Consider the following 21,043-nt stretch of genomic DNA (forward strand, 5'->3'; position numbering starts at 1 on the left):
TTTTAGCGTCGTTCGATCATCCCTTTCTATTCTTTATTCAAAAGCGGCGATAAAAAGGGAAAATAACATAAAAGTCACCTCGTTGAACAGTCGAATGCGTTATCCACAAATTTTTATAAATCATTCAGGTTAAATTCTTCTTTATTCGTTAAATTGAATTTTCTTTTCTCGAGCTTGTGTATGTTATAATTATTTTTAAATAAAACATAGATTATCTATAATTTAGACTAAGGAGTATCAAAAGTGGCCATTTCATTACAGCCAGGTGTAAAATTAACAGTTATTCCAACAGAAAAGTTTAAAACTGTTCGTTTATTTGTACGTTTTTCGACTAAGCATCAAAAAGCGGTTGCAAGTAAGCGGGCATTACTAACGAACTTGTTGGAAACCAATAGTTTTAACTATCTTACTCAGACAAAATTAAGTGAAAAACTTGCTGATTTGTATGGCGCAAGTTTTGGGTTAAATGTCAGCAAAAAAGGAAATATCCATCAAGTAAATTTAATGATGAATTTGGTAAATGGCAAATACATTAATGAACAGGATATTTTTTCAGAAGGTATAAAATTTATTCAAGAAATTTTGTTTCATCCCAATATTAAAGAGGGCGCCTTTGATCAAGAGACTTTTCAGCGTGAAAAAGAAAATATGATGGATTATTTAGAAAGTATAAAAGAAGATAAACAAACGCTAGCTGCTTTACGTTTACAGGAGCTGTATTTTGCAGAAGATATTGATCAAAAAACACCAAGCTTTGGAACAAAAGAAGATCTAAATTCTTTAAGTGCTTATGATTTAGTGCAAACTTATCATGAAATGATGACACAAGACCAAATTGATATTTTTGTTGTAGGAGATATTGAAGAAGAAAGGGCAAAAGAAGCAATCCAATCGTTACCTTTTAGTCCTAGATCATCACTTCAAACAGAAATATTTTATAAACAAGGGTTAAAAGCAGAAGTACAATCAGAAGTATTATACGAACCTGTAGTTCAAGCAAAATTAAATTTAGCTTATCAGACATCTATTTATTATAATGATCAGAAACGTTTCTCTTTATTAGTGTTTAATGGTTTGTTTGGTGGATTTCCGCATTCGAAATTATTTATCAATGTACGAGAAAAAGCTAGTCTAGCTTATTATGCTTCTAGCACGTTTGATTCATTTCGTGGAATCGTTACGGTACAAACAGGAATTGACAGTAAAGACCGTAGTCGTGTACTTTCATTAATTGAGAAACAATTAGAAAGTCTGAAATCAGGTGATTTTACTGAAAGTGAGTTGCAACAGACAAAAGTTATGCTCAAAAATCAATTTTTACTTTCTTTGGACAGTTCTCGTGGCTTAATAGAAATTGCTTATTTAAAACAATGGTTTTCAGAATTAGTAGAGGATGAAAAAGAATTTGAACAGAAGATTATGGCAGTAAGCAAAGAAGATGTGAAAAAAGTTGCAGCAGATCTTCAATTACAAGCTATTTTTACCATAGATAAGGAGGTAGCTCATGAATAAAAAAGTTTATTCTACTCTTAATGAAAAATTATATACAGAAGTTCTTGATAATGGACTGACTGTATTTATTTTACCTAAAAGAGAATTTCACAAAACTTACGGGCTATTTAGTACAAATTATGGTTCTATTGATAACGAATTTGCTTACCAAGGGGAAAAGCGCAAGAAAGTACCCGATGGTATTGCACACTTTTTAGAGCATAAAATGTTTGAAAAAAAGGAAGGCGACATTTTTCAAGAATTTGGACGCTTAGGCGCTTCTGCTAATGCATTTACTAGTTTCACTAAGACAAGTTACTTATTTTCTGCTACTGATCATATTAAAGATAACTTATTGACTCTACTGGACTTTGTTCAAGCGCCTTATTTTACACCAGAGACTGTTGAAAAAGAAAAAGGGATCATCGCACAAGAAATCCAAATGTATCAAGATAATCCAGATTGGCAATTATTTTTTGGTCTTTTACAAAACCTTTACCCGAAGCATCCACTGCATATCGACATTGCAGGCACCGTTAATAGTATAGACAAGATTACTGCGGATGATCTTTATGAATGTTATCAAACTTTTTATCATCCAAGTAATATGATCCTTTTTGTTGTAGGTAATATTGATCCTCAAGAAACAATGTCTTGGGTTAAGAATAATCAAGCTGAGAAAAACTTTACTGATATTCGTGAAATTTATCGATATTTTCCCCAGGAGACGACATTTGATATTAATAGCTATTCTTCTAAGACAATGTCAGTTAGCCGGCCTAAAGCCACTCTTGGCGTAAGAGGATTTCAAGAAAATCTACCCAAAGGAGATAAAGCGCAATTACGCTTTCGAACAGCAATGAATTTGTTGTTACAATTGCTTTTAGGAAATACAAGTAAAAACTATCTACGTTTATATCAAGAAGGTATTATTGATGATAGCTTTGGTTTTGATTTTTCGTTAGAACGCAGTTTTCATATGGCGGATTTTTCTAGCGATACAGGGCGTCCTGAAGAGTTTTTGCAAGAAATTGAAGATATTCTTTTAAATTTTGCTAACGAAGAAGAAGTTAATGAGGAAAACTTAGAGCGCCTTAAAAAGAAAATGTTAGGGAAGTATTTCCAATCACTTAATTCTTTAGAGTTTATTGCAAATCAATTTACACAAGATCTTTTTGGGACATTGACTTTATTTGATTTACCAGAGATCATTCGTTCAATTCAACTGCAGGATTGCCTTGATGCAGGGAATTATTTACTAAAAAAAGAAGCTATGGCGAGATTTTGTTTAAAACCAGAAAAAGAAGTTTAAAATTTATTTGAAGGTAGAGCAATTATTATCTTTGCCGGGCTTTTTTATGGTATTCTAAAAGTAGATTGATAAAAAAAGACTGGAGTAGATGTAAGCGTGGGCAATGAAATCATAATTGGTGAAAGATTGCGGCAAGCCCGTTTGGCAAAAAACATCAGTATCGATGAGCTGCAACAAAAAACAAAAATTCAGAAACGCTACCTTGAAGCGATCGAAAAAGGCGATTTTGAAGCATTACCGGGTACTTATTATGTACGTTCATTTATTCGGCAGTATGCACAAGTTGTCGACGAAGATGGTGATTTTTTAGTCGACATTTATGACGAAAAAGCTAGCTTCGAGCCAGAGGGAAAACGGGCGGAACCTGAAACTGTACAAGGTTCTAGAAAAGCGTTGCATGAGGGGAAAACTCGTGATAAAAAAACACGAGATTACTTACCGGTGGCCTTATTAGGCATTATTGCGTTTATGATTGTAGGTGTAATCGCTTATGTGGCTTGGCAAGATCGTAATTCTGATCCTGTGATCGGACAAACTGCTACTTCCATGGAAGTAGATGGCTCTGTTACAACCGAACAAGATTCCTCTACAAATGAAGAAAGTTCAACGTCAAGTCAGACTGAAACCAGTTCTTCTGAAGAAGATGAAATGGAAATTGCCATGACAGATTCAACTCAGTCACAAGCAACGATCCAAGTGACTGACGCTGAAGAACCTTTAGAACTAGAGTTTACGGCAAAAAATGGTCGTGCTTGGGTTGGAGTTTCTGTTAACGGTGACTATTCTTTACAAGAAACATTGGAAGCAGGACAAAATGAAAGCACGACGATACCAGAGGGAACGGAAAATTTTGTGGTAACCTTAGGTGCTAGTGCGAATATTGATCTTAAAGCAAACGATAAAGAAGTAGATTTTGATGATCCTGATTATGAAGCGTTGCAGAAAAATTTGAATTTTGAGGTAACGTATCAAGATTAAAAAATAAAGGAAAGGAATGTATCACTGATTTTATCAGAGATGCGAGGGTTATAAAGTGAATTTACCAAATAAACTTACTGTTATTAGAATGTTAATGATCCCCATTTTTATGGTGGTAGTTCTTGCGCCGTTAGATTGGGGAGTATTATCTTTAGGGAATACTCAACTAGCTGTAACCAATTTAGTGGGAGCGGTGATCTTTGCTGTAGCAAGCTTTACTGATTGGCTTGATGGAGAGATTGCGCGTAAACAAGGACTAGTGACAAATTTTGGGAAATTTGCCGATCCATTAGCCGATAAAATGTTGGTTATGACAGCATTTGTTTTATTAGTTGAACTAGGCAAGGCCCCGGGCTGGGTTGTCGTTATTATTGTATGTCGTGAATTGGCGATCACCGGTTTGCGTTTGCTGATTGTTGAACAAAATGGCAGTGTAATGGCCGCAGCATGGCCAGGAAAGATTAAAACAGCTACGCAAATGTTTGCTATTATCTTTTTATATATTAATAATATACCGTTTAATCTCATCTCTTTACCATTAGGAGAAATCCTGTTATATGTTTGCCTGTTCTTCACTCTATATTCAGGAGTGGATTATTTTGTTAAAAATGCCGGCGTATTTAAAGGTTCGATGTAAATTATGAATAAAAAGTATAAACGAATGGGTAAACGTTGTGAAGATGTTTGACCATTCGATTTTTTCTTTAAGCGAAAAATTTAATTATTCTAAAATGGAAACCAGACTTTTTGCGTACTTAATAGTAGGAGCGAGAAAAATGAAAGCAGAAATCATAGCAGTAGGTACAGAAATTTTGTTAGGACAAATTGATAATACGAATACAACTTTTTTAGCGGAAGAATTAGCTGGATTAGGAATTGAAGTTTATTATCAAAGTGTTGTAGGAGACAATCCTAAACGCCTGGAAGAAGCATTGGAGCTAGCGGACCAAAGAAGTGATTTAACCGTTTTGTGTGGGGGATTAGGTCCTACAGACGATGACCTAACAAAACAAGTTACAGCAAAACATGTAGGACAAGAGTTAGTGACAGATGAAGGGGGTTATCAAAACTTATTAGCATTTTTTGAAAAACGTGAACGACCAATGACAGAAAATAATCGTCTACAGGCTTTAGTTTTCAAAGATGGAGAATCTTTACAAAATAGTAATGGTTTGGCTGTAGGGATTTTTTATCAAACACCGACAGGTAAATCTTATTTGTTATTACCAGGGCCACCTAATGAATTAAAACCGATGTTTTTTAATGAAGCTATTCCTTTATTGCAAAATCATTTTCAAACAGATGAACAGTTAATTTCGCGCGTGTTGCGTTTTTATGGCATTGGAGAATCAGAACTTGTTACTAAATTAGCAGACCTAATCAAACATCAAAGCAATCCAACGATTGCATCATATGCTAAACCTAATGAAGTTACCTTGCGTTTGACTGTTAGTACCACAGATAAAAATGATGGAAAACAAAAACTGAATCAAATGGAAGAAGTAATATTAGATCGAGTTGGTGATTACTTTTATGGTTATGGAGAAAATAATTCTTTAGTAGAAGTTGTTGTCGAACTATTAAAGAAACAGAAAAAAACTGTAAGTGCAGCTGAAAGTTTGACTGCAGGTAGTTTTCAAGCAATGTTAGGCAGTGTTTCTGGCGTTTCCGAAGTTTTTCCTGGTGGTTTTGTTACATACTCAGAAACCACCAAGGAACAGTTACTAAATCTTGATTCGAAAATGTTAGAAAAATATGGAACGGTTAGTAAAGAATGTGCAGAAGCGATGGCAATACAAGCGAAAAAACTAGCCCATAGTGACTTTGCACTTTCTTTTACAGGAGTAGCCGGACCGGATTCACTAGAAGATCAAAAAGCAGGGACAGTTTGGATAGGTTTAGCAACTGAAGAAGGTGTGGAAAGTTATTTATACCACTTTACTCGTAATCGGAACTATATTCGTCATAGCGCAGTCATGACTGGCTTAGATTTATTAAGGAAAAAATTAATAAAATAAATACGAATATTTGTTCGCTTTTTTCTTGCTTTTTTTTGAAAAAAACGCTATGATAGGTATACAATTAAATGAGTACACAAGTAGTTTTTATCATATAAGGAGGTTTATCTTAATTGGCAGATGACCGCAAAGCAGCACTAGATACTGCATTAAAAAAGATTGAGAAAAATTTTGGCAAGGGCGCTATTATGAAGCTAGGGGAAAAGGCTGATCAACAGATTTCAACTATTCCTAGTGGCTCACTTGCATTAGATGTCGCATTAGGAGTTGGTGGTTACCCACGTGGCCGTATCGTAGAAGTGTATGGTCCTGAAAGTTCAGGTAAAACGACCGTTGCTCTTCATGCTGTAGCAGAAGTTCAAAAGCAAGGGGGAACAGCTGCTTTTATTGATGCAGAAAACGCCTTGGACCCACAATATGCAGAACACTTAGGTGTTAATATTGATGAACTATTACTATCTCAACCGGACACGGGCGAGCAAGGATTAGAAATCGCTGATGCCTTAGTTTCAAGTGGCGCTGTTGATATTGTGGTAGTCGATTCAGTCGCAGCATTGGTTCCAAGAGCAGAAATCGATGGCGAAATGGGCGATACTCATGTTGGTTTACAAGCACGTTTGATGTCTCAAGCATTACGTAAGCTATCTGGTTCGATCAATAAAACCAAGACAATTGCGCTATTTATTAATCAAATCCGCGAAAAAGTTGGTGTTATGTTTGGTAGCCCGGAAACTACGCCAGGTGGACGCGCATTAAAATTTTATTCTACAGTGCGTTTAGAAGTTCGACGAGCTGAACAATTAAAATCTGGTACGGATATTATTGGTAACCGCACGAAGCTTAAAGTCGTAAAAAATAAAGTTGCTCCCCCATTTAAGATAGCACAGGTAGACATTATGTACGGAGAAGGTATTTCACAAGTAGGTGAATTATTGGATATGGCCGTAGAAAAAGATCTTATTGACAAGAGTGGTGCATGGTATTCTTATAAAGAAGAACGGATTGGCCAAGGACGTGAAAATGTGAAAAAATATATGAAAGAACGTCCAGAAATGGTCGCTGAAATATCAGCGCTTGTTCGTAAAGCTTATGGGATTGATGATTCTGAGTCAGCAGAAGAAGGACAAGAAGAACTTCCTTTAGAGGAAAATTCATAAGAATAAATATTTTTACGCTTTTTATGGGAAATATTTTTCCATAAAAAGCGTTTTTGTTTTGTTAAATAACAATGTGAAAAAGCGATTAATTAATAACTCTCACTTTTTAAGTTGACACTCCTTAGTACAAACATTAAAATTAAACTGTGTGTATTACACACATATGCAAGTAGGCATATTGGTAATTTATTTGTAAGTACGTTTATCAAAAAACTACAAAAGATGAAAATATAGAGATAGTCTGGAGGTGATTTACCAATGGGATTGAACATTCTCCTCGCTATCATCGGTTTAATTGTCGGGCTTTTATGCGGAGTTTTTTATACAAAATATCGTCATCAAAAAGAGATAGACGGTGCCAGTCAAAGTGCTGATAGCATTTTGTCTAGTGCAAAAAAAGAAGCAGAAACTCTGAAAAAAGAAGCGTTGTTAGAAGCTAAGGAAGAAAATCAGAAATACCGGTCAGAAATTGAAAGTGAGTTGAAAGAAAATAAAAGTGAATTAAAATCGCAAGAAAATCGCTTACTGCAAAGAGAACAATTACTTGATCGAAAAGATGATTCTTTGGAGAAACGTGAACAATCATTGACGGATAAGGAAAATAACGTTAGTGAGAAACAACAATTAATTGACGAGCGAGAAAATGAGATTGAAGAACTTATTCAAAAACAACAAGATGAATTAGAAAGAGTCGCTGCGCTGACAAAAGATGATGCAAAAGATATGATCATGAAATCAACAGAAGAAGAATTGGATCATGAATTAACTGTAATGGTTAAAGAATCAGAACAGCAAGCCAAAGATGAAGCGAATAGGAAAGCCAAAGATATCTTATCTTTAGCTATTCAAAGTTGTGCTGCCGACCAAGTTTCTGAAACGACAGTTTCTGTTGTTACTTTACCAAATGATGAGATGAAGGGGCGTATTATTGGTCGTGAAGGCCGTAATATTCGAACACTTGAAACATTAACAGGAATTGATCTAATTATTGATGATACACCAGAAGCGGTTGTATTATCTGGCTTTGACCCAATTCGTCGAGAAACGGCGCGTATGGCCTTGGAAAAATTGATTCAGGATGGACGTATCCATCCAGCACGTATTGAAGAAATGGTTGAAAAGGCTCGCAAAGAAACGGATGCTCGTATTCGTGATTATGGTGAACAAACCGTTTTTGATCTTGGAATACATAGCTTACATCCAGATCTAATCAAAATTTTAGGGCGAATGCATTTTAGAACAAGTTATGGTCAAAATGCTTTGAATCATTCTATTGAAGTGGCAAAATTAACTGGAGTATTAGCTGCTGAATTAGGTGAAGATGTTCAGTTGGCTAAGCGTGCAGGTCTTTTGCATGATATAGGAAAAGCATTAGACCGTGAAGTTGAAGGATCTCACGTGCAAATAGGAGCTGAATTAGCTACTAAGTATAAGGAGGATTCTGTTGTTATTAATGCAATAGCTTCTCATCATGGAGATACAGAAGCAACTTCTGTTATTTCTGCTTTGGTGGCTGCGGCAGACGCGCTTTCTGCGGCTAGACCAGGCGCAAGAAGTGAATCCTTAGAAAATTATATTCGTCGTTTGGAAAACTTAGAAAATATTTCTAACAGTTTTGAAGGAGTCTCTTATAGTTTTGCTGTGCAAGCAGGACGTGAAGTACGTGTAATGGTTAAACCTGAAGAAATAACCGATATGGATGCGATCCGTTTGGTTCGTGATATACGTAAAAGAATTGAAGACGAGCTGAATTACCCAGGTAATATTAAAGTTACTGTAATAAGAGAAACTCGAGCGACTGAGTACGCGAAATAATAAAGATAAAAAACAAAGGAGCGATCTATTAAATAGACCGTTCCTTTGTTTTTTTATATTTTTCTTCTTCTAGCAAAATCTACAAAACGGAACTTATCCAAGCGATGGATAGATTCTGTATATTCAAAACAACGCGTATCTTCTAGATAAACTAGACTTCTAACAGTAACTACATGGCGATCTTCCGGATGTAAGTCCATTAAATCACGGAGTTCTTTATTTACCGGGTCAGCGGTTATTTCCTTTTGCGCATAAGCAATGTCTAATCCTAATTCATTTTCAAAGTAATCATAGATGGAATCTTGTGCTTTATCTTTAGGTAGTTGTGGAATAACATCGCTAAGAAGATAGTCCTTATCTAAGATCACTACTTCCCCATTTATTTTACGTTGACGGACTAATTTCCACACTTCTTTGGCTATTGGCCAGCTAGTGATTTCATGCAATTTTATAGATACGGCAATTTTTCTTAATTCCACCACTGTTGTCTGACTAGAAATATGCTGATTCGATTGTAATTCTTTAAAACTCGTTAAACCAGAGATCGGAAAATCCAGGCGATGGATATCTAAAACAATAGAACCTTTCCCTTGTTTTTTCTGAATATAGCCAGCATTTCGTAATAGATTTAACGCTTTACGTACAGTTTCTCTGGAAACGTCATATAATTTAATCAGCTGGTTTTCACTTGGAAGCAAGGAGTGGGGTGGGTATTCTTCAGATAATATTTTTTGCTCTAAATCTAAAAATATCTCTTTAAACTTATTCATTCGAAACATTGCCTCCTTTTTTGTTTATTATATATAGGCGTAGAAAAAAGGAAAAACAATTTGTTATTTTTCTAATAATTCGTCAACTGTAAGTTCACTTAGTTGTTTTACACGAAGATCTGCTTGGTATAAAGGCTCTGTTGTTTCAACACCTACAGCAAACATACCGCAAGCTTTAATGCCCTCGATACCTGCTTGTGCATCTTCAAATCCGACGGCTTCTTCTGGAGCAATGTGTATGGTATCGGCAGCACGAATAAAAATTTCCGGATCAGGCTTACCTTTAGTTAGTTCATCTGGATCAACAATTGCATCAAAAGCATCAAAAACTTCTAATTTTTTTAAAATAAATGGTGCATTTTTAGAAGCTGAAGCAATTACACAAGGAACTTGCTTTTCTTTAGCGGTATTTAAAAATTCTTTGAAACCAGGTAATAAGTCTTGTGGACCTAAAGCTTGTAGTAACTCTACATAGTGTTTATTTTTTTCTTCTGCTAGTGTTTCTTTTTGTGCTATAGAAAAATCATCTTTTTTTCCGCCGTGAGCTAAGATTTTGTCTAAAGATTCCATTCGACTTACACCTTTGAGTTGCTCATTAAAAGCCAAATCAATTTCGATATCTAACGCAGCAGCTAAATCTTTCCAAGCGATATAGTGTAGTTTAGCAGTATCAGTGATGACGCCATCAAGATCAAATACAAATCCCTTTTTCATTATTCTCTCTCCTCGTTTAATAAGTTATTGTTGTCTGTTCATTAGCAGATAGTTCAACATTTTCATGATTAATTTCAACAAAAGTAGTTTGTGTTGGTGTAATTGAGATTGTTTCATGTGAAACAAAAATAATAAAGTCAATACCCCGAATGGTTATAGAAAATTGAATACTTGACCAAGATTGCGGTAAATTTGGTTCAAAACTAATGATATCCTTACGAATATCTAGCCCGGCAAAGGTAGTTAGTGGTATATACAAGGTTGCTGCCATGACACCAGCATGTATCCCCTCAGCAGTAGTACCTCCTTGAATATCGCGATAATCTGAGTATAACGCTTCTTGATAAAGTTGCCATGATAAATCTTGATCGCCAACCATAGCGGCCAGTTGAGCATGTACAACACGGGATAAGGTTGAACCATGTGAAGTGCGTGCTAGATAATAATTAAGGTTCTTTTGAACATAATCGGCAGGCACTTGATAGTCTAAATCTTTTAGTATGGTGGATACTTGTTCTTTAGAGAAATTATAAAATATCATCAAACTATCAGCTTGTTTAGCTACTTTATAATCATCAGCTGACTTTCCTTCAGCGTTTAATATACGATCCATTCGATAAATATTACCGTATTCTTGTTTATAATGCTGCCAGTCTAAATCTTTTAACTCGAAGTAACCGTCAAATTGTGCTATAACTCCTTTATTGTCAATTTCTAAGGATAATTGACGTTTGATCTCATCCATTTTTTCTAGTAATTGATCGTTAACACCAGTTTTCTTCTGAATAGTAGCAAAATCTGTTGTAGAGAATTCATTTTTTATTCGGGCAATTTCTTCAAATAACCATACTACCATCATATTTGTATAGGCGTTGTTCTTTAAGCCACTTTCTTTTGCTTCAGGATAGCTTTCATGAAATTCATCAGGCCCCATTACATGATCAATATCATAACGCTTGGTCGTTGGATTATAGACAGCTGCACTTTCCCAAAAAAGAGCGATCTCTAAAAGCATCTCTAAACCGTAATCTTTCATGAAACTTATGTCTTGTGTGTTGTGCCAATAAAGCCATATATTATAAGCGATCGCTAGAGAAATATGTCTTTGTAAACGGCTGTTATCTTTTTTCCATGTTCCACTAATTGGGTTTAGATGTAGGTCTTGTGATTGTTCAGAACCATCTAGGCTAGATTGCCAAGGGAACATGGCTCCTTGATATCCGACTTCTTTTGCCTCTTTTTTTGCCATTTCTAATCGATTATAACGATAGAGTAATAGTGGTTTAATTATTTCCGGAAAATGAAGAATATAAAATGGGAAGATAAATAATTCATCCCAGAAAATATGTCCACGGTAAGCTTCTCCATGCAAACCACGAGCAGCTACAGAGGCATCTAATCCTTGATTACCTTTAGGAGATGCAGAAACTAATAGATGATAAGTGTGTAGATTTAATAATTTTTGCGACATCAAATCTCCCGTAATATGAATACCAGCTTTTTCCCAGAGATTTTCCCACGCTTTGTTAGAAGCTTGTAAGCATTCGTTAAAGGTTGGTAAAGTAACTGCTTGTAGATCGATATCAGCTACTTTATCTTCTTTTCTATATTGATTGACGAGCACGGTTTTTTCAAAAGTATAAGTCTTTTGTTTTTTTACCGTTAAGGGTACTTTTTGCATCACTTTATTGCTCTGTTTTTCAATTACTAAATCATCTAGTGAGTGCTGGCAACCACGTAATTTTGCCTGTTGACTGACAGTAATATTTGAAGTATTTGTTTTTGCTAAAAGAGATACCACGTCTTTATCCGCTTGTAGCTTACTAACTTGTAGATGACGACTTGATAGACTACGATAACGCTCAACATTGTAGTTGTAAACATCACCATCAGCTTCTGAGATAAACGTTACTTCACCTGAAAAGTTAAGTGGCGTAAATGAATAACTTACCGCATACTGATGAACATTTTCCATATTGGCAATTTTTTTCGTTTGAATGGCAATTTTTTTACCATCGTCTGATTGAAGGGTGTAGTAAAAAGAGAGTAGCCCGTTTTTTAAATTAAGCTGTCGTTTCATATATAAAATTTGGTTATTTTCAATATCGATACGTTGGTCATCGAGGACTAAATACATCTTTTGTAGGTTAGGCGCATTAACAAAATCTTCATTATAAATCGTTTTATCAGCAACCTGGGAACCAACTTCGTTATAAAGACCTGCCAGATAAAGCGCTGGATAATTATTGTCGCTAATTTCCATTTCTGGTGTAGTGCCGCGTAGACCGATAAAACCGTTACCAACGGTTAATAAAGATTCTTGAGAATATTCATTTTTTTCTGGATTGTAACCATAATACTCAATATTCCAAGGAATTTGCTTTGCTTTTGTGTCGAAATCTGTTGCCTTGCCGCAAACAAATGGGCGATTTGTTTCTTCAGTTAAATATTGTGCTAATTCGAAGGTTTGTCCATCTTTTTCAAAGAGGATCTCTTGGTCTATCGTTCCTCCTTCAATGGATTGTGTTTTAATTTCTTTTGTTAAATAGGACAGACATTCATTTAAAGAGGCGGATAAAATTTCAGTGTTACCATTTGGCCAATGAACTACCCATTGTCCTGTTGTTTCTATACGAATATGATACATGGATACTCCTCCTAACTTGTCTATACATGCAATTTTATTATAACGAAAAATGAAAGCTTTTACAATGATAAGAAGAAACTTTTTATGAGCTTATAGCCGAAAATATATCTTGAGGAAAAATAACGGGCTAATTGTAATGAAAGCCCATTTTCCGACAATCTATTACTTTAAAAAACAGAAGTATTATAAAATAAAATGAATAAAACGCTTGCAATATAAAATATCACAAGGTATGATAAAGTTGTAGTTATACATGTATATACAATTTTCGCTGAGGAGGAAGTCTTATGGGCAAGTACGAAGAAGATGCCAAGCGACTGTTAAAAGAAGTTGGCGGCAAAGAAAATATTAATGCTGTTACCCATTGTGCAACTAGAATGCGTTTTGTTTTGAATGATCCGGATAAAGCGGATCAAGAAGCAATTGATGATATTCCTAGTGTAAAGGGAATGTTTACCAATGCTGGACAGTTCCAGGTTATTATAGGAAATGATGTAGCTACTTTTTATAATGATTTTAAAGAAGCTTCAGGAATAGAGGGTACTTCGACTGAAGATGCTAAATCAGTAGCTAAAAAAAATCAGAATCCATTACAAAGGGCAGTCGGTGCTTTAGCTGAAATTTTCGCTCCTATTATACCCGCTATTATTGTCGGAGGTCTTATTTTAGGTTTTCGTAACATTTTAGAGGGCGTGGATTTTGGTGGAGCTACAATTGTTGATCGTTCTACTTTTTGGACCGCTATTAATGATTTCTTATGGTTACCAGGAGAAGCAATCTTTCAATTCTTACCTGTAGGGATTACCTGGAGTGTTACCCGTAAAATGGGAACTACGCAAATCTTAGGTATTGTCCTAGGTATTACCTTGGTTTCCCCGCAGTTACTTGATGCCAATGAGGTTGCCTCCACTGCTGCTGCGGATATTCCTCAGTGGGATTTTGGTTTTGCCCAGGTAGATATGATTGGTTACCAAGGACAAGTTATTCCAGCAATGTTAGCAGGGTTCTTACTCGCTTATCTGGAAATATTTTTCCGTAAGCACATTCCAGAAGCGGTTTCGATGATCTTTGTTCCATTATTTGCTTTACTACCTACGATTATTGCGGCTCACGTAATCTTAGGTCCATTTGGTTGGTGGCTAGGAAATATTATCTCAAATGTTATATTCGCTGGTCTAACTTCGTCTGTTAGTTGGTTGTTCAGTTTTGCCTTTGGCTTACTTTACTCCCCTCTGGTTATTACCGGCTTACATCATATGTCTAATGCCATTGACTTACAATTAATTGCTTCTGAAGTGACAAGCCATACGACAAGTTTGTGGCCGATGATCGCTTTATCTAATATTGCGCAAGGTTCAGCGGTTTTAGCTGTGATTTACTTGCATCGTGGCAATAAGAAAGAAGAACAAGTTTCCATTCCCGCCATGATTTCTTGTTACCTAGGTGTTACCGAGCCAGCGATGTTTGGGATTAATTTAAAATTTATCTATCCTTTTGTCGCCGCGATGATTGGTTCGGGATTTGCCGGTTTATTTAATAACTTTATGGATGTACGCGCAAATTCCATTGGAGTTGGGGGCCTGCCGGGAATTTTAGTTATTAACAGTCAAATTGGTGGCGGCTATCTAGCTTTTGCAATTTCGATGGTCATCGCTATTGTTATTCCGTTTATTTTAACAGTGGTCTTTAGAAAACGTGGCATTTTTAATAAAGAGGACCGTGAAGATTCAACAGCAGAATTAGCGGCTGTTGGCGCGACAGCTGGTGATATTGGCCTTTCTTCTTCTGAAGAGGACACTGCTGCTTCTTTAACGGATACACAAAAAGTAACTGAAAAATTATTTGCACCAGTTTCTGGCGAGTTACTTAAGATTACAGCTGTTGATGATCCTGTCTTTTCTCAAAAAATGATGGGAGATGGTTATGCAGTAAAACCAACAGAAGACCAAATTTATTCTCCAGTTGCTGGGACGATATCTAGTGTATTTGAAACAAAACATGCTATCGGTATCTTAACTGATAGTGGCGTGGAAGTGCTTGTTCATATGGGCTTAGACACCGTTGAACTAAAAGGTGCGCCTTTTACTATCAATGTAAAAGAAAATGACCAAGTCAGCTCTGATACACAACTTGCTACAATGGATAGAAAAGCGGTGAAAGATGCTGGTAAACAAACGGATGTTTTAACAGTATTTACAAACGGCGATAAAATTAATTCTTTTGCCCTTGTAGGAGAAGGAGAAGTCACTGCACAAGAAGACCTAGGAGAGATCGAAGTTTCTTGAGTAAATAAGTGTAAAGTGTATTTTGAAAAAGTGTAAAACCAACGACTATAAGTTGGTTTTACACTTTTTTCTTTTTTCTTTGTTTTTTAACTGTTATTTGTGTCTATACAAGAAAAATTTGCTATGATAGAATACAACATGACTATTTCGAATGGGTGGAAAACATGGAAATAATTGAAAAAGCACCGGCAAAAATCAATTTAGGCTTGGATGTATTGTATAAAAGAGAAGATAATTATCATGAGTTAGAAATGGTTATGTCAAGCGTTGATTTGGCTGATCATTTAAGTTTTGAGCCTTTATATGAAGATCAAATTGTTATTGAATCTAATAAAGCTTTTTTGCCGAGTGATCAAAGAAACAATGTCTATCAAGCGGCTGCTATAATAAAAAAACGTTATGGTATTGCTGCAGGGATTAAAATTACGATTAAAAAAAATATACCAGTCGCTGCAGGTCTTGGCGGCGGTAGTACTGATTGCGCTGCAACTTTGCGTGGGCTAAATCGTTTATGGAAGCTAGAACTTTCCATGGAGGAAATGATTGATATAGGTATGCACGTTGGTACCGACGTTCCCTACTGTCTATATGGCACCACATCTTTTATTGCTGGCAAAGGTGAAATCGTCAATGTATTAAAGCCAATGTCTCCATGTTGGGTTATTTTGGTTAAACCACAATTAAGTGTTTCAACCAGAAAAATTTTCCAACAAGTGGATATGACACAAATTACACATCCTAATATGAAAGAACTTGCTTCGGCAATTTTAAGGCAGGACTATTCAGGGATGTTGAATTACATGGGTAATAGTTTAGAAGATATAACGATTCCTAAACATCCAATTATTCAACAAATCAAATCGCGTATGATGAAATTTGGCGCCGATATTGCTTTGATGAGTGGGAGTGGACCTACTGTATTTGCATTATGTCAAAAACAAAGTCGTGCTAAACGTATCGTAAACGGGGTAAAAGGATTTTGTGATGAAGTATATATGGTGCGAACACTACGATGAAGGCTGGGATTTCCCGGCTTTTTTTATTGAAAAAGTAATGATTTAATCTATTAACTTTTGCTTGACGAGCAATAAAAGTTTTGATACATTAAAGCTTGTTAATAAATCGTAATGAATACGTTTTGTATCCCGTTAAATAACTAGGGAGCATAAAATAAAAAATTTAACAATAGGTAATCATTCAATTGATTGGAGAAAATTTATGGTAGAAGGAGGAAAACAGATGCGTTATATCGAAGTAAAAGATTTAACTTTTTACTATGATGAAGAGCCTGTATTAGAAGACGTTAGTTATCAAGTAAGTGATGGCGAGTTTGTTACTTTAACAGGTGAAAATGGCGCAGCTAAATCAACGCTAGTCAAAGCAACACTTGGGTTATTAAAACCTGAATCAGGTAGTATCTACATTTCCCCTAAAAACAATAAAGGCGGAAAACTTAGTATCGGTTATATTCCCCAATTGGTAGCTTCGTTTAACGTTGGGTTTCCTAGCACGGTTTATGAATTAGTAAGTTCCGGGCGTTATCCTAAAGGTCGTTGGTTCAAACGTTTTACTGATATAGATAATGAACACGTACAAAAAGCACTGGAAGCTGTTGATATGTGGGAAATGCGAGATAAACGTATTGGCGAGTTGTCTGGTGGACAAAAACAACGAATCAGTTTAGCGCGAGTGTTTGCTACAGATCCTGATCTTTTCATTTTGGATGAACCGACAAATGGAATGGACGAACAATCCCGTGCCAATTTTTATCGTTTATTACAACATAGTGCACATGAACATGATAAAGGCGTACTTATGATTACCCACGATCATGAAGATATTAAAGAGTATGCTGATCGTCAAATTCATTTGGTGCGAAAGGAGGGAACCCAATGGCGCTGCTTTCATATGAGTTCATGAGAAGAGCTTTTTTAGCTGCTCTTTTTATTGCTGGGATTGCGCCGATGCTAGGAGTATTTCTAGTTATTCGCCGACAGTCTCTTATGGCTGATACCTTGTCTCATGTATCATTAGCAGGAGTAGCTTTTGGTTTCTTTCTTAACTTAAATCCTACATTTACCACCATGGTCGTTGTGGTTATCGCGGCTATTTTACTAGAGTATTTGCGGATGGTTTACCGAGGGTATTCCGAGATTTCTATTGCTATTTTAATGGCAGGAGGCCTTGCAGTCGCTCTTGTATTGATGAATATTACCGGGGGAAACTCCTCTGCTAGCATTCAATCTTATCTATTTGGATCCATCGTAACAATTACGCAACCCCAAGTTATTTTCTTAGGTATATTGTTTGTTTTGTCCTTATTGTTATTTCTCTTATTTAAACGTCCGATGTACGTTTTAACTTTTGATGAGGAGACAGCCCACGTGGACGGGTTACCTATTCATTGGATGTCTATGCTATTTAATGTATTAACAGGAGTAGCAATTGCAATTATGATCCCAATTGCAGGAGCATTGCTGATTTCAGCTATTATGGTTTTACCAGCTGCGATTAGTATGAGGATAGGAAAAAGCTTTAATGCGGTAATTTTAATCAGTGTGTTAATTGGACTTGTGGGAATGTTGAGTGGCTTAGTTAGTTCCTTTTATATCGACACACCACCTGGCGCTACGATTACCTTAGTATTTATTGCTTTATTTTTAGTCGTAAATGCGATCAAAAAGCTCTATACCTTATTTCAACGTGAAAAACGGTTAAAAGAATAAAATTAACAGGGAACAAAGATGTTCTCTGTTTTTTATTGTTTGCATAAATCACGAACAATTTCTAGAAAAACTTAAAAAATACTCGCTAATTTCCAAAAAAAACTATATAATTAAAACGATCAAATGAAAAAGGAGTTGAATGAAGTGAAAGTTCGTCGTAGTGAACGATTGATCGATATGACACATTATTTATTAGAGCACCCGCATGAATTGATTCCCTTAACGTTTTTTTCTAAGCGATACGAATCAGCTAAATCATCTATTAGTGAGGATTTAGCAATTGCTAAAAAAACATTCAAAGAAAGAGGAACTGGAATTTTAGACACCATCCCTGGTGCTGCAGGAGGTGTTGTTTTTGTTCCTGTGATTGAAAAAGAAGAAGCTAGAGAATATATTAACGCTTTGGCTAAACGTCTATCTGAGCAAGATCGTTTGCTACCCGGAGGCTATATTTATTTAACTGATTTATTAGGACAACCTCAATTGTTACGACAGGTTGGGCGAATTATCGCTTCAAAATATATCAACGAAGAAGTTGATGCGGTAATGACCGTTGCGACAAAGGGCGTGCCCATCGCTCAAGCTGTATCCTATTATTTGAATGCTCCTTTTGTTATTGTACGCAGAGACTCAAAAATAACTGAGGGTCCTACTGTTAGTGTCAACTATGCTTCAGGTTCTTCTGAGCGTATTGAAAAAATGGAATTATCTAAAAGAAGCTTAGCCAGAGGATCTCGTGTTTTGGTTGTTGACGACTTTATGAAAGGCGGCGGTACAATTAATGGTATGCAGGGTTTGATCGATGAGTTCGATGCTGAATTAGTGGGCGTTAGTGTTTTTGCTGAAGCAAACTTTAAAGGAAAAAGAGCTGTTACAGACTACAATTCACTGTTATATGTTAAAGATGTGGACACACAAACGAAAACAATTAAAGTCGTTCCTGGAAATTATTTCGAAAATTAAAAGTATTGTAGAATGGATTAATTATAAAATAATAGGAGATAAGCTTAATGAGTGAACAAACTTTAGTGATTATAAAACCTGATGGGCTAGCTCGTCGTTTGCTAGGACGTATTATTCAACGGTTTGAAGATAAACAGCTACAAATTTCTCAAATAAAAATAGAAACTTTATCTAAAGCGCAGTTACATGAACATTATCACCATTTAGTAGATCAGCCGTTTTTTCCTCGGCTTTTAGATTATATGATGGAAGGTCCAGTCTTGTTGATGGTGGTTAAAGGAGAACAAGCAATTTCACAGACTAGAAAAATCGTTGGCGCGACTGATCCTTTAGAAGCAGAAATGGGCACTTTACGTGGTGATTTCGGTGTAAATAAAACGAGGAATTTGATTCATGCTTCCGACTCAGTAGATACAGCACAAGAAGAAATTGCTCGTTTCTTTGGATAATTAAAAATTGGTCTAGCTGTAATTTTTACTCATTGGTTGAAATGTCTAAGCAAGTGGGCTACACTTAAACAAGCAAAAATTAAAAATGGAGTGAGACAGGTGGACGAACGTTACGCAATTATTTTAGCTGCTGGTAAGGGTACACGAATGAAATCAAAGCTATATAAAGTACTACACCCAGTTTGCGGTAAACCCATGGTCGAACATATTATGAATCGTGTTGAAGAAATTAATCCCAATGAAGTTGTAACGATTGTTGGTCATGGAGCTCAAGAGGTAAAAGCACAGCTGGATACACGGAGTGAATATGCTTTACAAGCTGAACAATTGGGTACAGGTCATGCGGTAATACAAGCAGCTGATTTTTTGAAGGGGAAAAAAGGCACAACGCTAGTTATCAGTGGGGATACGCCGCTTTTAACGAGTGAGACTTTGGATCAGTTATTTGAATATCATCAAGGGAAAAATGCTTCCGCTACGATTTTAACAGCACACGCTGATGATCCTAGTGGTTATGGTCGGATTTTACGGGATCGTGTAGGTATTGTAGATCGAATCGTTGAGCAAAAGGACGCTTCGACAGAAGAAGCACAAGTAAAAGAAATAAATACGGGAACTTATTGTTTTGATAATGAGTTGTTATTTGAAGCTTTAGATAATATCACCACAGATAATGTTCAAGGAGAATACTATCTAACAGATATCATCGAAATTTTAAAAGAGCAAGGACATATCGTTGCTGCTTATCAGACAAGTGATTTCGAAGAATCTATTGGCGTTAACGATCGGGTTGCTTTGGCGCAAGCTAATAATATTATGCGTAGACGGATCAACCGTAAACATATGCAAAATGGTGTATCATTCATTGATCCGAATACAAGCTATATTGATGATGGTGTAAAAATTGGTGCTGAAACTATCATTGACCCCGGTGTTTCCTTAAAAGGCGAAACGGTCATTGGAGAAAATTGTGTCATTACACAAAATTCACAAATCACGGATAGCAGGATTGAAGATGGTGTTACTGTGAAGTCTTCTACGATTGAAGAAAGTATTGTGTATTCAAAAGCAGATGTGGGTCCTTATGCTCATTTGCGTCCTAAAACCGAAGTTAAGCAACAAGCTCATATAGGGAACTTTGTTGAAATTAAAAATGCAACGATCGGTGAGAAGACTAAAGTAGGCCATTTGACCTATGTTGGTGATGCTACATTGGGTAAAGAGATCAATGTTGGTTGTGGTACAGTCTTTGTCAATTATGATGGTAAAAACAAACATCATACGACAGTTGGAGATCATAGTTTTATTGGTTCAGCGGTTAATTTGATTGGGCCTGTGAATATTGCTCAAAATACTTGCTTAGCTGCGGGTTCAACAATTACTGATGATGTTTATGAAGACGATATGGCAATTGCACGTGCTCGTCAAGTAAATAAAGAAGGGTACGCAAAAAGATTACCATTTTTACAATAAAAAAGAGACTGAAATGTTAGGTATTGTTAGTAATGATATATGAAAAAATTCAATTAGTTTACCCTTGACTTGTTCGCTTCTTTTTTTGTAGCGTGTCTAGTGCATTAAAATATTTTTTCGTTATTTGGTAGATATTTACTATAAAGGGCCCCTATTATTTCGGTCTCTTTTTGTTATGCGCTTTAAGAATATGATGTTAATGTCTTGTCTTCACTGGCTATAAACATTATAATGACAACGTAAGC

Annotated in this window: 17 protein-coding genes; 14 read left to right on the forward strand and 3 right to left on the reverse strand. The window is 35.9% G+C overall.

From position 1 onward, the window contains the following. The first annotated feature begins 243 nt into the window (after positions 1-243). From yfmF to rny, 7 genes are all read left to right on the forward strand, one after another. Positions 244-1,512 (forward strand): EF-P 5-aminopentanol modification-associated protein YfmF, encoded by a 1,269-nt coding sequence (gene yfmF, locus AC806_RS00165; protein WP_069028475.1) that lies wholly within the window; start codon positions 244-246, stop codon positions 1,510-1,512. Beyond that, positions 1,505-2,803: an EF-P 5-aminopentanol modification-associated protein YfmH gene (gene yfmH, locus AC806_RS00170; RefSeq protein ID WP_014123430.1), complete on the forward strand. Its 1,299-nt coding sequence runs from the start codon at positions 1,505-1,507 to the stop codon at positions 2,801-2,803. The genes yfmF and yfmH overlap by 8 nt, the downstream gene beginning before the upstream one ends. A gap of 96 nt (positions 2,804-2,899) precedes the next feature. Beyond that, entirely contained in the window at positions 2,900-3,781 is an 882-nt protein-coding gene (locus tag AC806_RS00175) for a helix-turn-helix domain-containing protein (RefSeq protein ID WP_014123431.1), read from the forward strand. Positions 3,782-3,836: 55 nt separating this feature from the next. Then, complete coding sequence (gene pgsA / locus AC806_RS00180) at positions 3,837-4,418, forward strand: CDP-diacylglycerol--glycerol-3-phosphate 3-phosphatidyltransferase (protein ID WP_014123432.1); 582 nt, start codon at positions 3,837-3,839, stop codon at positions 4,416-4,418. 139 nt (positions 4,419-4,557) lie between these two features. Further along, entirely contained in the window at positions 4,558-5,799 is a 1,242-nt protein-coding gene (locus tag AC806_RS00185) for a competence/damage-inducible protein A (RefSeq protein WP_061840016.1), read from the forward strand. Positions 5,800-5,912: 113 nt separating this feature from the next. After that, positions 5,913-6,956: a recombinase RecA gene (gene recA / locus AC806_RS00190; RefSeq protein WP_014123434.1), complete on the forward strand. Its 1,044-nt coding sequence runs from the start codon at positions 5,913-5,915 to the stop codon at positions 6,954-6,956. A 258-nt stretch (positions 6,957-7,214) separates the two neighbouring features. Then, on the forward strand, positions 7,215-8,771 hold the full coding sequence (gene rny, locus AC806_RS00195; RefSeq protein WP_069028476.1) for a ribonuclease Y: 1,557 nt from the start codon (positions 7,215-7,217) through the stop codon (positions 8,769-8,771). 53 nt (positions 8,772-8,824) lie between these two features. Here the strand turns inward: rny and treR are convergent, their stop codons facing one another. The 3 genes from treR to AC806_RS00210 form a co-directional block, all read right to left on the reverse strand. Further along, positions 8,825-9,541, reverse strand: coding sequence for a trehalose operon repressor (treR, locus tag AC806_RS00200; protein ID WP_069028477.1), 717 nt, complete (start codon positions 9,539-9,541; stop codon positions 8,825-8,827). Between the two features lie 63 nt (positions 9,542-9,604). Beyond that, on the reverse strand, positions 9,605-10,255 hold the full coding sequence (pgmB, locus tag AC806_RS00205) for a beta-phosphoglucomutase (RefSeq protein WP_014123437.1): 651 nt from the start codon (positions 10,253-10,255) through the stop codon (positions 9,605-9,607). Between the two features lie 16 nt (positions 10,256-10,271). After that, positions 10,272-12,902, reverse strand: coding sequence for a glycoside hydrolase family 65 protein (locus tag AC806_RS00210; protein ID WP_069028478.1), 2,631 nt, complete (start codon positions 12,900-12,902; stop codon positions 10,272-10,274). Between the two features lie 287 nt (positions 12,903-13,189). Here AC806_RS00210 and treP point away from each other — a divergent pair, with 287 nt between their 5' ends. The 7 genes from treP (at position 13,190) to glmU (ending at position 20,798) form a co-directional block, all read left to right on the forward strand. Beyond that, a complete protein-coding gene (gene treP / locus AC806_RS00215; protein ID WP_061840013.1) occupies positions 13,190-15,187 on the forward strand; it encodes a PTS system trehalose-specific EIIBC component in 1,998 nt (665 codons plus the stop codon). A 164-nt stretch (positions 15,188-15,351) separates the two neighbouring features. Further along, positions 15,352-16,203, forward strand: coding sequence for a 4-(cytidine 5'-diphospho)-2-C-methyl-D-erythritol kinase (gene ispE / locus AC806_RS00220; RefSeq protein ID WP_061840012.1), 852 nt, complete (start codon positions 15,352-15,354; stop codon positions 16,201-16,203). Between the two features lie 223 nt (positions 16,204-16,426). Then, on the forward strand, positions 16,427-17,107 hold the full coding sequence (locus AC806_RS00225; RefSeq protein ID WP_069029354.1) for a metal ABC transporter ATP-binding protein: 681 nt from the start codon (positions 16,427-16,429) through the stop codon (positions 17,105-17,107). Beyond that, a complete protein-coding gene (locus AC806_RS00230; protein ID WP_069029355.1) occupies positions 17,080-17,913 on the forward strand; it encodes a metal ABC transporter permease in 834 nt (277 codons plus the stop codon). Before AC806_RS00225 ends, AC806_RS00230 begins: the two co-directional genes overlap by 28 nt. Before the next feature lie 144 nt (positions 17,914-18,057). Next, on the forward strand, positions 18,058-18,876 hold the full coding sequence (gene purR / locus AC806_RS00235; RefSeq protein ID WP_061840010.1) for a pur operon repressor: 819 nt from the start codon (positions 18,058-18,060) through the stop codon (positions 18,874-18,876). Between the two features lie 47 nt (positions 18,877-18,923). Then, positions 18,924-19,325, forward strand: a complete 402-nt coding sequence (ndk, locus tag AC806_RS00240; RefSeq protein WP_014123445.1) for a nucleoside-diphosphate kinase — start codon at positions 18,924-18,926, stop codon at positions 19,323-19,325. A gap of 99 nt (positions 19,326-19,424) precedes the next feature. After that, positions 19,425-20,798 (forward strand): bifunctional UDP-N-acetylglucosamine diphosphorylase/glucosamine-1-phosphate N-acetyltransferase GlmU, encoded by a 1,374-nt coding sequence (gene glmU, locus AC806_RS00245; RefSeq protein WP_061840009.1) that lies wholly within the window; start codon positions 19,425-19,427, stop codon positions 20,796-20,798. The last annotated feature ends 245 nt before the right edge of the window (positions 20,799-21,043 follow it).

Source organism: Tetragenococcus halophilus (genome assembly GCF_001712815.1).
GTDB lineage: Bacteria > Bacillota > Bacilli > Lactobacillales > Enterococcaceae > Tetragenococcus > Tetragenococcus halophilus.

What these genes read in the sequence shown, in the direction of transcription:
- treP (WP_061840013.1), top strand. Translation starts at nt 13,190, where the DNA reads ATGGGCAAGTACGAAGAAGATGCCAAGCGACTGTTAAAAGAAGTTGGC.
- AC806_RS00230 (WP_069029355.1), top strand. Translation starts at nt 17,080, where the DNA reads ATGGCGCTGCTTTCATATGAGTTCATGAGAAGAGCTTTTTTAGCTGCT.
- AC806_RS00210 (WP_069028478.1), bottom strand. Translation starts at nt 12,902, where the DNA reads ATGTATCATATTCGTATAGAAACAACAGGACAATGGGTAGTTCATTGG.
- pgmB (WP_014123437.1), bottom strand. Translation starts at nt 10,255, where the DNA reads ATGAAAAAGGGATTTGTATTTGATCTTGATGGCGTCATCACTGATACT.
- AC806_RS00225 (WP_069029354.1), top strand. Translation starts at nt 16,427, where the DNA reads ATGCGTTATATCGAAGTAAAAGATTTAACTTTTTACTATGATGAAGAG.
- ndk (WP_014123445.1), top strand. Translation starts at nt 18,924, where the DNA reads ATGAGTGAACAAACTTTAGTGATTATAAAACCTGATGGGCTAGCTCGT.
- AC806_RS00185 (WP_061840016.1), top strand. Translation starts at nt 4,558, where the DNA reads ATGAAAGCAGAAATCATAGCAGTAGGTACAGAAATTTTGTTAGGACAA.
- treR (WP_069028477.1), bottom strand. Translation starts at nt 9,541, where the DNA reads ATGAATAAGTTTAAAGAGATATTTTTAGATTTAGAGCAAAAAATATTA.
- ispE (WP_061840012.1), top strand. Translation starts at nt 15,352, where the DNA reads ATGGAAATAATTGAAAAAGCACCGGCAAAAATCAATTTAGGCTTGGAT.
- yfmH (WP_014123430.1), top strand. Translation starts at nt 1,505, where the DNA reads ATGAATAAAAAAGTTTATTCTACTCTTAATGAAAAATTATATACAGAA.
- rny (WP_069028476.1), top strand. Translation starts at nt 7,215, where the DNA reads ATGGGATTGAACATTCTCCTCGCTATCATCGGTTTAATTGTCGGGCTT.